This is a genomic window from Patulibacter sp. NPDC049589, from assembly GCF_040675535.1.
Taxonomy (GTDB): Bacteria; Actinomycetota; Thermoleophilia; order Solirubrobacterales; family Solirubrobacteraceae; genus Patulibacter.
Genome location: NZ_JBFAPC010000174.1, coordinates 1 through 11,484, shown reverse-complemented (window position 1 = coordinate 11,484; position 11,484 = coordinate 1). Strand labels below are relative to the sequence as shown.

11 protein-coding genes and 1 riboswitch are annotated in these 11,484 nt (G+C 73.7%); of the genes, 6 read left to right on the top strand and 5 right to left on the bottom strand.

The features are described 5' to 3' along the window. Positions 1–786, top strand: a 786-nt coding sequence (locus tag AB0L40_RS23295) for an HAD-IC family P-type ATPase (RefSeq protein WP_364360404.1), incomplete at its 5' end; no start/stop codon positions are given. Here the strand turns inward: AB0L40_RS23295 and AB0L40_RS23290 are convergent. Next, the gene (locus tag AB0L40_RS23290) at positions 738–1,091 is read right to left on the bottom strand and encodes a metalloregulator ArsR/SmtB family transcription factor (protein ID WP_364360402.1); all 354 of its coding nucleotides are present in this window, start codon (positions 1,089–1,091) and stop codon (positions 738–740) included. The genes AB0L40_RS23295 and AB0L40_RS23290 overlap by 49 nt on opposite strands. Before the next feature lie 53 nt (positions 1,092–1,144). Here AB0L40_RS23290 and arsB point away from each other — a divergent pair, with 53 nt between their 5' ends. The 3 genes from arsB to AB0L40_RS23275 all read left to right on the top strand — a co-directional run bounded on the left by arsB (position 1,145) and on the right by AB0L40_RS23275 (position 3,016). Beyond that, positions 1,145–2,293, top strand: a complete 1,149-nt coding sequence (arsB, locus tag AB0L40_RS23285) for an ACR3 family arsenite efflux transporter (protein WP_364360400.1) — start codon at positions 1,145–1,147, stop codon at positions 2,291–2,293. 36 nt (positions 2,294–2,329) lie between these two features. Further along, positions 2,330–2,722, top strand: coding sequence for a low molecular weight phosphatase family protein (locus AB0L40_RS23280; RefSeq protein WP_364360398.1), 393 nt, complete (start codon positions 2,330–2,332; stop codon positions 2,720–2,722). 117 nt (positions 2,723–2,839) lie between these two features. Beyond that, the gene (locus tag AB0L40_RS23275; RefSeq protein WP_364360396.1) at positions 2,840–3,016 is read left to right on the top strand and encodes a hypothetical protein; all 177 of its coding nucleotides are present in this window, start codon (positions 2,840–2,842) and stop codon (positions 3,014–3,016) included. A gap of 85 nt (positions 3,017–3,101) precedes the next feature. Here the strand turns inward: AB0L40_RS23275 and AB0L40_RS23270 are convergent, their stop codons facing one another. The 4 genes from AB0L40_RS23270 to AB0L40_RS23255 form a co-directional block, all read right to left on the bottom strand. Next, entirely contained in the window at positions 3,102–3,851 is a 750-nt protein-coding gene (locus tag AB0L40_RS23270; protein ID WP_364360394.1) for a CbtA family protein, read from the bottom strand. A gap of 110 nt (positions 3,852–3,961) precedes the next feature. Then, a riboswitch (cobalamin riboswitch) is annotated at positions 3,962–4,070 on the bottom strand. 257 nt (positions 4,071–4,327) lie between these two features. After that, positions 4,328–5,443 (bottom strand): phosphotransferase family protein, encoded by a 1,116-nt coding sequence (locus AB0L40_RS23265; protein WP_364360392.1) that lies wholly within the window; start codon positions 5,441–5,443, stop codon positions 4,328–4,330. 75 nt (positions 5,444–5,518) lie between these two features. Further along, on the bottom strand, positions 5,519–6,430 hold the full coding sequence (locus AB0L40_RS23260; RefSeq protein WP_364360390.1) for a hypothetical protein: 912 nt from the start codon (positions 6,428–6,430) through the stop codon (positions 5,519–5,521). Between the two features lie 230 nt (positions 6,431–6,660). After that, on the bottom strand, positions 6,661–7,923 hold the full coding sequence (locus AB0L40_RS23255; RefSeq protein ID WP_364360388.1) for a helix-turn-helix domain-containing protein: 1,263 nt from the start codon (positions 7,921–7,923) through the stop codon (positions 6,661–6,663). Positions 7,924–8,667: 744 nt separating this feature from the next. On the opposite strand from AB0L40_RS23255, the gene AB0L40_RS23250 reads away from it, so the two are divergent. Both AB0L40_RS23250 and AB0L40_RS23245 read left to right on the top strand, forming a co-directional pair. Further along, positions 8,668–8,841, top strand: coding sequence for a hypothetical protein (locus tag AB0L40_RS23250; RefSeq protein ID WP_364360386.1), 174 nt, complete (start codon positions 8,668–8,670; stop codon positions 8,839–8,841). Positions 8,842–9,022: 181 nt separating this feature from the next. Next, entirely contained in the window at positions 9,023–11,434 is a 2,412-nt protein-coding gene (locus AB0L40_RS23245) for a glycerol-3-phosphate 1-O-acyltransferase (protein ID WP_364360384.1), read from the top strand. Positions 11,435–11,484 lie beyond the last annotated feature (50 nt).

Sequence of the window (11,484 nt, the reverse complement as noted above, 5' to 3'; positions counted from 1 at the left end):
ACGGTCGACGGCCGGCCCGCGCGCCTGGGCCGCCCCGGGTTCGTCGACGCCGGCGCCCTCGCCGGCGACGTCGCGCGGCTGCAGCGCGCGGGCGCGACGGTCGTCCTCGTCGAGCACGGCGGCGTGACGATCGGCGCGGTCGCCGTCCGCGACGAGCTGCGACCCGAGGCCGCCCCGGCCGTGGAGCTCCTGCGCGCCCGAGGGATCCAGGAGGTCGCGATGCTCACCGGCGACAACCACGCGACCGCGCAGGCCATCGGGGCGCAGGCCGGCATCACGTCGATCCACGCGGAGCTCCTCCCCGAGGGCAAGGTCCACGCGCTGGAGGAGCTGCAGCGCGCGCACCCGGTGGCGATGGTCGGCGACGGCATCAACGACGCCCCGGCGCTGGCGACCGCCCGCGTCGGGATCGCCATGGGCGCCGTCGGCTCCGACGTCGCGATCGAGGCCGCCGACGTCGCGCTGATGGGCACCGACCTGCGGGCGCTCCCGGACACGTTCGACCACGCCCGGCGGGCCGGGCGGATCATGCGTCAGAACCTCGCGCTGTCCACCCTGATCCTGCTGTCCCTGGTGCCGCTGGCGGCGACCGGCGTGCTCGGCCTCGCCGCCGTCGTCGGGATCCACGAGCTCGCGGAGCTGCTGGTCATCGCCAACGGCGTCCGGGCGGCCCGCAGCACCGCGTTCCGCCGGCGCGCCGATCGGCCGGCGGAGCGCCCCGCCGGAGCGGGCCGTGCTCAGCCGAGCCAGCCGGCGAGCTCGTCGATCGCGTCCGGGAGGACGTAGTAGTAGGCCCACAGGCCCTGGCGCTCGGAGTCGACGATGCCGGCGGCACGGAGCTTCTTGAGGTGGTGGCTCAGCGTCGACTGCGAGATGTCGAACAGCGGAACGAGCTCGCAGACGCAGACCTTGCCGGCGTGCCTGCGGAGGACGTCGACGAGCTGCAGGCGGATCGGGTCGCCCAGCGCCTTGGCGACCTCCGCCATGCGGACGGCCTGGTCGCGGTCGACGTCGGGATAGACGACGGGCTCGCAGCACGGCGCACCCGCGGCGCGCTTCGTCTTCGGCGCGAGCTCCAGTTCGACGTTCATAGATCTACTTCTATCGATTGAAACGACAAACGTCAACCGATACGGTTCGCCCCATGGCCAGCACCCTCCAGCCGACCGCACCACCGCGGGCGGACACGCCGGTCCTCGGACGGCTCTCGACGCTGGACCGCTTCCTGCCCGTGTGGATCCTGCTGGCGATGGCGCTCGGCCTCGGCCTCGGTGCGGCGATCCCGTCGCTGAACGACGGGCTCGACCACCTGCGCATCGGCACCGTGTCGCTGCCGATCGCGCTCGGGCTGCTGCTGATGATGTACCCGGTGCTCGCGAAGGTCCGCTACGGCGACGTCGTCCGCGACCGCTCGCCGGAGACCGCGCGGATGCTCGGAGCGTCGCTGGTGCTGAACTGGATCGTCGGACCCGCGCTGATGTTCGCGCTGGCGTGGATCTTCCTCGGCGACCAGCCCGAGTTCCGGACCGGCCTGATCATCGTCGGGCTCGCCCGCTGCATCGCGATGGTGCTGATCTGGAGCGACCTGTCGTGCGCGGACCGCGAGTCCACCGCGCTCCTGGTGGCGGTCAACTCGGTCTTCCAGATCGTCGCCTACAGCGTGCTGGGCTGGTTCTACCTCACCGCGCTGCCGGACCTGCTCGGCCTCGACTCGCAGGGGTTCGGGGTCGGGATCTGGGAGGTCGCGCGGACGGTGCTGATCTTCCTCGGCATCCCGCTGGTCGCCGGCGCGCTGACCCGCGTGATCGGCGTGCGGCGGATGGGCGAGGCCGCGTACGAGTCCCGCTTCCTGCCGCGGATCGGGCCGTTCGCCCTCTACGGGCTGCTGTTCACGATCGTGATGCTCTTCGCGATCCAGGGCGACGCCATCACGTCGGAGCCGCTGGACGTCGCCCGGATCGCGCTGCCGCTGCTCGTCTACTTCGCCCTGATGTTCTCCGCCGGTCTGGCCGCCGGACGCCTCATCGGCGCGAGCTACGCCCGCACCGCGTCCCTGGCGTTCACCGCCGCGGGCAACAACTTCGAGCTCGCCATCGCCGTGGCCATCGGTGTCTTCGGGGCCACGTCCGGGCAGGCGCTCGCCGGGGTCGTCGGTCCGTTGATCGAGGTCCCGGTCCTCGTGGGCCTCGTGTACGTCGCGCTCTGGATCCGCCGCCGGTGGTACCCGGCCGAGGAGGCCGCCGCGCGAGCGGTCCCCGGCACGCCGCGGACCGCCGAGCCGCGCGCCGTCTGACGCGTCGACCCTTCGTCCTTCGAGCCCGCCGCACCCATGACCAACGTCCTCTTCGTCTGTCTCCAGAACGCCGGCCGCTCCCAGATGAGCGAGGCCCTCTTCGCCCGCGCCGCCGGCGGGGCGCACCGAGCGGGGTCCGCGGGCACGACCCCGGCCGCGCACGTCCACCCCGAGGTCGTGGAGGTCATGGGCGAGCTCGGCATCGACCTCGCGGACCGCGTCCCGCGGCTCCTGACCCGCGAGCTCGCCGAATGGGCGGACGTCGTCGTGACGATGGGCTGCGGCGACGAGTGCCCGTTCGTGCCCGGTGTGCGCTACCTCGACTGGGAGCTCGAGGACCCCCACGGCCGGTCCGTCGACGACGTCCGCGCCACGCGCGACGAGATCGACCGCCGCGTGCGCGCGCTGGCCGCCGAGCTGGCGGCGTAGCGGCCCGCGCAGCCGGGCCGAGGGTCCGCCTGCACCAGAATCACGTCCTCCCCCGACGAAGGACCGATCGCCGGGACGCCCGAGGCCCTGGCCCCGCACCGCGAGGCCACCGGCCCGGTGGTGGTGTCCGACCTCGCCGCGCTCGAGGCGACCGTCGTCGCGGCCGGCGCCGAGATCGTCGCCCCGGTCGCGACCAGCGAGACCGGCTCGTTCCTGTACGCGCGCCACCCCGACGGCTCGCTCGTGGAGTACGTCGAGTGGAAGCCGGAGCTGGTGGCGCGGATCGTTGGTTGAGCAGGGCCGGAGCCGTCGCACCGCCCCGTCCGTGGCGGTGCGACGGGGGCCGACGAGCCGGTGCCCGACGGCCCCGCCTACCGCCTCACGCCGCCGAGGTGGCCGCGCCGCTCGGCTCCCGCGTCGGCGCCGGGTTGATGACCCGGTCCGCAACCGCCCCGAAGCCCAGCGCGATGACCGTCCACATCGTCAGGTTGATCCCCAGCGACGCGATCCGGAAGCGCCAGAGGACGTCGGGATCGAAGCCCTTCGGCGTCTCGTGGACGCCGGGGAGGATCAGCTCGGCGACCGCGACCACGACGACGAACAGGACGCCCGCGGCGATCGTCGCGTTCCAGGTGCCGAGGCGCTCGAGCGACGTGCGCCGGATCCGCGTGGCGGCGACCGCGGCCAGGATGCAGATCGCGATCATCGCGAAGTAGAGGACCGTCCGGCGGCCGATCGTCGCCGGGTTGCCGATCGTCGGCGGGTTGGCCGGGTACTTCGTCGCCGGCACCAGCGTGATGGTGGCGAAGGCCGCGATCGCGAGCCCGAGCGACGTCCCGCGGACGCCGAGGCGGCCGACGCGGCCGTAGATCCCCGCGAAGACGAGCGAGAAGATCCCGCCGAGCGCGACGCCCGTGACCACGGTGCCGGTCAGGAGCCCCCAGCTGCGCTGGACGCCGCGGCTGACGAGCTCCCGCTCCTCGGGGTCGTGGTGGAGCTTCGACAGATAGGTCTCGAAGTCGATGGCGTGCTGGACCTGCGGCTCGCCGAAGATCCGGGCGAAGACGAACGCGAGCAGTCCGGCGACGAGGCCGACGAGCATCCCGCGGACGAGCAGGGAGCGCATCATGCGGCCCGGCCTCCCCGTGGCGCGCTGCGGCGGGCCCCGGCAGGGGCGGTCTGGGTGCTCATGGCACGTCCTCCTCGGGATCTGCGTCCCGTCACGGGTGGAGCTCCGCGGCCCGGTGTCTGGCTTGCGTCGCCCCTTTCGGGACGACGGGACACAGTGGCGCGACCGCACCGGACTCACACCGGTTTCCCGCGTCGCGGAGCGAGTGGAGACCGCAGCGTACGCAAGCTCGGGGCCCGTCGCGAGCATGTCGGGAGCGCCTGCGCGACAGGTGCGGAGCGCGGCGCCAGGGCGCGTCCTGGGCGCCCGCTCGAGGTCGTTTCGCCGGTCCGGGACGGGAACCTCGTCCTCGGCGCGGAGCGGTTCGGCTGGGAGTTCGACGCCGACAAGACCCGGTCGGGCCGGGTCGTCGACGAACGTGCCCGCCCGGTGCTGCAGGCCGGGGCGGGGCGGCGGGCCGGCGAGCTGACCCGGGCTCAGCGGTGGCCGACGTAGTTCGCCTCCGCGCCCTCGGGGGCCGGGAGACCGAACAGGCGCGCGAGCACCTGACTGGCGGGGTTGTTGGCCGCCATCGCACTGTCGGCGGGGAGGGCGCCGCCCGAGATCATCAGGCCGCCGATCCGGGCCATGATGATCGCGAGGCGGTAGGCCGCGAACCGCTCGTAGTAGTCGACGTCCGCGGCGCTGCGACCCGTGAGCTCCCGGTAGCGGGCGATCACGGCCTCGCGGTCCGGGAGGCCCTCCATCAGCGGGACGCCGATGCCCTCCGAGTAGTAGCGGACGAACAGCACGAACCACCCGAGGTCCAGCTGGGGGCTCGCGATCGTCGCCATCTCCCAGTCGAGGACCGCCGCGACGGACTGGTCGGCTCCGAAGATGACGTTGCCCAGGCGCGCGTCGCCCCAGCAGAGCACGAGCTCGTCGTCGCCCTCGGGACGGTGCGCGTCGAGCCACTCGTAGGCTCGCTCGATGTTCTCGATCCGACCCGCCTCGGCCGTCCAGTCGTAGAACTGCCGCCACTCGACGAGCTGCTGCTGCAGACCGGGACGCCGGTCCTCGCTCTTGTCGAGGAACTCGACGCCGAGGACGCCCGGGTCGGCCGTGTGGAGCTCGGCCAGGGCACGCAGCGCGTTGTCGAACAGCCGGCCCCGGTCAGCGGGAGCGAGGTCCACGACCCACCCCTCGGTGACGAACGGCGGATCGTCGCCGGGGACCTGGCCGTCGACGCGGTCCATCACGAGGAACGGCCCACCGAGCAGCGCCGGGTCCTCCTCGAGCCAGCGGACCCGGGGGACCGGCACCGCGGTGTGCGCGGCGATCGCCGTGAGCAGTGCGAACTCCTCCCCGAGATCGGGCTCCCGGAAGATCCCGGGGGTGGCGGGCGTGACGCGGGCCACGAGGTCGAGCTCGTGGCGGATCCCCTCGACGTCGTAGGTGACCGAGAACAGGATCGTGGTCATCGACATGCCGGCCGACGCCGGGATCGAGATCGCCGGGATCTCGACGGTCGATGCGCCGTCGAGCCTGGTCGCGAGCCAGCGCGTCAGCGTGGCCCGGGTCGCGGTCTCGTCGAGGTGGTTGAGCACAGCCATGGTGGGTCCTCTGGTGGTGCCGCGGATGGCGGCGGGATGGCGGGTGGTGGCGAGGCGTCGGAGCGACGCCCCGCCTCACTTCGTGGCGGTGATGTGCGCGATGTAGTCCGGCGGCCAGAGGAAGTCGAGGTAGGCGGTGCCCGGCCGCCCGCCGACCTCGGCGCGCACCATGGCCTCGACGAGGGTCGCGTTCGGATCCACGGGAAACGCGATGTCGGAGAAGGTCTGCCCCGTCACCGTGGTCTCGCGACCGGTCTCGTCGACCACGCGCAGCTCCACGGTCTGCTGGACCCACCGCTCGTCGTAGGTGACCTTCCAGTCCGCGGTGCGGACCTCCGACCGGACGCCGTCCTGGTACACGTAGCCGGCGAGGTGCCGCTCGCCGTAGGCCTGCAGGTCGAAGACGTGGACCGACGTGTCCTCGGCCTGGCTCTCGAGCCACTTGTAGTGCTGCACCGCGCCCCAGTCCCGGGTCCCCCAGGAGTGGTCGTGGTGGCCGAGCGCCTCGAACGGGATCTCCCGATCGTCGATGCGCAGCCGGCCGGTCACCCGGCCGCTCTGCTCCATGCGGTCGTCGGCGAAGTACGACGGGCAGCCGCTCGGCGCCTCGGAGTAGAGATACCGCTCGTGCATCGGGTGGAACTCGAGCTCGACCTCGAGCCGATCGCCGGCGAAGTGGGCGGTCGTGCCCTCGTTCCCGGGCCGCATCGAGGCGGTCAGCGGGCCGACGGTCCAGCGGTCGAAGCCCTGGTCCGCGGGGACCGGGATGCCGTCCGAGATCTCGAAGATCGCCGTGCCGTCGGGGTTGCCGCCGTAGATCCAGGCCGCGCAGCCGGCGACGCTGTCCGCGTTGACCCAGGTGTAGACGAGGCCGGCCAGTCCGAGCTCGGGCAGCTTGACGTTGAACAGGAACGACTCCCGCGCGACAGCCTCCGGGCGGAGGGCGTGGCGGGCGAAGTGCTCGGTGGACGTGGAGGTGAGCGCCATGGAGGGTCCTCGGTCGATTCGGGATCGCGCCACCGGCGGCGCGGGAGCGCTTCGCCGGGTGCGCCTCGTCCGTGTGACGAGGCGCACTCCATCCTTCACTCGCCCTCCGCGGCCGACAATCGCCCACTGGGCTAAGTGACGGCGCGCACATTGGCCCCGCAGTGGTGCCCGGCCGGCCCTGGCCCCTCCCGACCACCGTCGTACTCCCGGCGGGACAACACTCTTGGTCCCTACGGACCAGACAGCGCCTGATCGATCAGCAGCGCGACCTCGACCTCGGTGCGGCGCCGCTCGATCGGGTGCCCCAGGAGCTCCTCGGTCCGCGCGAGCCGGTAGGCGACGGTCTTCGCGTGCACGGACAGCCGCGCGGCGGTCTGCTTCTGGCTGCCCCCGGTCGCGAGGAAGACGCGCAGCGTCTCGCGGAGCCTCGCCGTCGACTCGTCGCGCGCGCTCAGGAGCCCGAGGTGGTCGGCGGCGTAGCGACGCGAGCGGTCCGCGTTCCCCGCGACCAGCACCGCGGCCAGCTCGACCTCGCGGTGGTCGGTGACCCCCGTCCGGGGAACGGGTCGCAGGCGCACCGTCCGGAGCGTCTCGAGCGCCTGCGCGTGCGACCGCCGGAACCCCTCGGCCCCGGAGGCGGGGCGTCCCATCCCGACGACGACGCCGGCCGTCGGGACGGCCGCCGCGGCCTGCAGCGCCTGGGCCGTCGGCGCAGCGTCCCACCCCAGCCACGCGAACCACTGGCCGTCACCGCTCGTGTGCGTGAACGTGCGTGCCGGTCCCGCGGCGGCGACGACGGCGCCCAGGGCCTCGCGGACGTTCGCCCGCGACTCGGCCGGCGCCAGGACGAGCGCCACGTGGTGCCCGTGGAGGTCGTAGCCGAGCGTCGCCCCGGCGGCGTGCCCGTCGGCGGCGGTGCCGTTGAGCAGGTCCGAGAGCGCGACCTGCCGCGTCCGCGGGCCCGCGGGGAGGTCCGTGCGCTCCGGGTACAGCTCCCGGTGCCGGGTGACCAGCTGCTCGCACGCACCGTCGATGTACGCGAACAGGCGCTTGGACGAGTAGCGCAGGACGCTCGGGACGAGCTCCGGCTCCGTCTCCTCCTGGACGCGCGACGCCCAGTGCTCCCAGACGGCGGCGTGACCGGCCCGAAACGCCCGCAGGACGGTCGCCACGTCGCCGCCGGCGGCGATCGTCCCCTCCAGGGTGCGCAGGGTCGCGGCGGGCGGCTCGATCGCGGTCGGGACCGCGTCGAACGCGAACATCGAGAGGATCGCTCCGATGTTGTGCTCGGTGCTCTCCGTCAGGGACTCGAGCGCGTCGGGGACCGCGAGGGGCGCCACCTCGGGGACCGCCTCGACGACCTGCCTGGTGACGTCCGCGGCGATCTCCGTCGTGTGCGGCAGCAACGCCCGGGCGAGCCGCTGGACCTCCCCGGCGGCCTCCGCGGCGTGTGCGACGCCCGCCGCGGGACCTTCCGGATCGATGGACCGCATGGGGAACTCCTCCTGCACAGGTCGGGTCGGCCCCGGGGACGGTGGACCGGGGCGCACGGTCGCGACCATCTCAGGTCTCCGGCGCACGGTGTCGATCGTCGCGAGCCGGCCGTCGCGCAGCGCCGCCGGCGCTGTGCGAACGGACAACCGCCGCGCACCCGCCACGCTCTCACGAACTCCTTGGGCCCGGCCGCGTCCGCCGGACCACCCCGCCCGTCGAACCATCAACGGCGGCGCGTCAACCCGACGCGCTGGGCCGCCTCAGGAGCTCCGCCATGCCGGATCAGAACCTCGACGTCACGAACCACCTCTACGAGACGATCGACGCGCAGAACGCCGACCCGAGCGCGGCCACCCGCCGCGGCCTGGTCGCGGGCACCGCCGTCGCGCTCGGCTCGCTGGGCCTGAAGTCCACTGCTCCTCGATCGGCGACGCCGTCGGCGTGCTCGAGTCCGCCGGCTTCGGCTTCCGCAAGCCGGGCAGCAAGCCGGGCCCCGCGTACACGTACGAGGACGGCCGGCCCGCGATGGTCGTCGCCGGCGCGGACGGCGTGCCCCGCCGCTTCCGCGGCGGCCCGGTCAGCGACAACGAGCTCCCCCGGGCGCTCGCACGTCTCGCCGTCCTGGCCGGCGTCGCGCAACCGATCCCTGCTCGCCGGGCGTCGGGTGTATACCGCTCTCGGTGTCGAGTCCGGATCCCTGGCCAGTTCGTGTCCTCACGCCGGACCTCCCGACGGCGCGTGCGATGCTCGCGTCGATCGCGCGCTTCAACGGCTTCACGGTCACGATCGCGCTGCGCGACGAGGGCGGGGATCGCTCGATCACGGGCACCCCGCTCGAGGTCCTGAACGCGCTCGAGGCCGTGACCGACGACGCCGCGGTGCTCGGCCTCACGAGCGTGCTCGGCCCCAGCCGCTGATCGGCGAACGCCGCGGGCGGACCCCCGGGGGACGTTCCGCACCCTCCATCGGGCGTACCCGACGCGCCGAGAGGTTGCAGCGTACGCCCCGATCCACGAGGGTGGGGGCATGCATGGGGCACCCGGTGGACGAACAGGCACGACAGCAGGACGATCCGGGATCACCACGACGACACCCGACGTGTGGCCCCCCGTGGGCGGCAAGCCGGTCTACCTCGCCCCCACGGCCAACGCGCTCGAGCGGGAGGTGCTGCTCGGCGCCGTCCGCGCGCTCGGCGTCGGCGAGGGCGAGCCGGAGCTCGTCTTCACCGGCGCGCAGGCGATCGAGGCCGCCCGCGAGGGCAGCCGGCCGATCGCCCCGCTCCGCGTCCTCTGGCTCCCCGCGGGCGGCGAGGACGGCCAGGCCCGGCTCGCCGGCGCGCGCGAGCTGACGCGCGCCGCGGCCCCGGCCGCGCTGCGCCTGCGGCGCCAGCGCCAGGTCCTCTCCAGCGACCCGGCCCGCTGCCGCGTCCTGGTCGGCGCATCCGCGACGCTGTCGGAGCTCGAGGCCCGCTGGCGCGAGCGCACCGGCACGCCCGGGGCGACGACCTCGACGGCCTCCGGACCGCCGACCTCGTCCGCCGGCGACCTCCCGTCGTTCGTCGAGCGCGCCGCCGAGATCGTCCTGGAGCGCGCCCTGCGCACCGTCACCGGCGACCGCTACCGCTCGCCCCGCCGGGTGGCCGACGAGATCATCGGCGACCGGAAGTTCCAGGAGGCCGCCGAGGAGCTCGCCGCCCGCCTCGGCCGCCAGCCCTCGGGCGTGATGGCCGACGCCCGCGCGTACATCGACGAGTTCTCGACCGAGCAGCACCGCGCCGCCCGCGACGTCTGGGCGCGCTGGTCGCGGTTCCTGCACCGCGCCTACGACGTGAAGGTCGACCCCGAGCAGGTCGAGCGGGTCCGCGCCCTCGCCGCCGAGCGGCCCCTCGTCTTCCTGCCGTCGCACCGCTCCAACCTCGACGCGTTCGTCATGGCCGCGCTGATGCACGACCAGGGCCTGCCGCCGAACCACACCCTCGGCGGCATCAACATGTCGTTCTGGCCGCTCGGTCCGATGGGCCGCCGCAACGGCGTCATCTTCATCCGCCGCACGTTCCGCGACAACGAGGTCTACCGCTTCGCGCTGCGCCGCTACCTGGCGTTCCTCGTCAGCAAGCGGTTCAACCTCGAGTGGTACATCGAGGGCGGCCGTTCCCGCACCGGCAAGCTGCTGCCGCCCCGGCTCGGGCTCTTCAACTACCTCGCCGACGCCGTGGAGGACCTCGGGACCGACGACCTCCGCGTGATCCCCGTGTCGCTCGTGTACGACGAGCTGCGCGAGGTCGAGGAGATGACCAACGAGTCGCGCGGCGCAGTCAAGTCCGCCGAGGGGGTGCGCTGGCTCGTCAACTTCGCGCGCTCCCAGAAGGGGCACTACGGGGCGATCCACGTGAACTTCGGCGAGCCGCTGGACCTCGCCGCGTCGCTGCGCCGCCACGGCGGCCTCGGCCCGGACGTCGAGCCCGCGGCCAAGCGCCTGGCCCGCAGCAAGGCGTCGTTCGAGGTCATGACGCGCATCAACCGCGCGACGGCCGTGACCGACACCTGCCTCGTGACGCTCGCCCTGCTGGCCGGCGAGGACCGCGCGCTGACGATCCGCGAGGTCACCGACGCGCTCGAGCCGCTGGTCACGTACGTGCGCCAGCGCCGGATCCCGGGCTCCGAGAGCACCGAGGGCCTCGCCGTCACCTCGCGCGTCGAGCGGACCCTCACGACGCTCGAGGAGCACGGCGTCGTCGAGCGCTTCGCCGGCGGCCGCGACACGGTCTTCCGGATCGGCCCGGACCAGGAGCTCGTCGCCGCGTTCTACCGCAACGCCGGGATCCACTGGTTCGTCAACCGCGCGATCGTCGAGCTCTCGCTGCTCGCCGCGGCGGAGACGGACCCCGAGGACGGCGGGGACCTCTTCGAGGTCGGCGTGGAGGACGCCTTCCGGCTGCGCGACCTCCTGAAGTTCGAGTTCTTCTTCCCGGAGAAGGACGAGTTCCGCGACGAGCTGCGCGAGGAGGTCGCCCTGATCGACCCGCGCTGGCGCGACCGCGAGAGTCGCTCCGAGCTGGTCGCCGAGCTCGGCGACGAGTTCCGCCGCTCCGGTGCGCTGATGGCGCACCGGGTGCTGCGCTCGTTCATCGAGGCGTACGCGATCGTCGCGGACCACCTCGCCGCGTCTGGCCCGAAGGCCGTCGAGGTCGACGACACGATCGAGCGCTGCCTGCTGCTCGGCCGCCAGTACCGGCTGCAGCGCTACGTCACGAGCGAGGAGGCCCTGTCCTCGCACCTGTTCCGCTCGGCGCTGAAGCTCGCGGCCAACCGCAACCTCGTCGACGCGCCGGACGACCCGACGCTGCCCGAGCGCCGGGCCGCGTTCGCGCAGGAGCTCGCCGACGTGCTGCGGCGCCTCCGCGAGGTCGAGCGCCTGGACCGCCCGCGCGCCCGCCCGACGGGCTTCGCCGACGGGCACGGGCAGGCGTCCGCCGGCTCGGGCGACGTCGCCTCGGCCACCGTCGCCTAGCCGGCTCGCGGAGCTGGCCGGCGGCCTTGGCCCCCGGGCCGGGGTGGGCC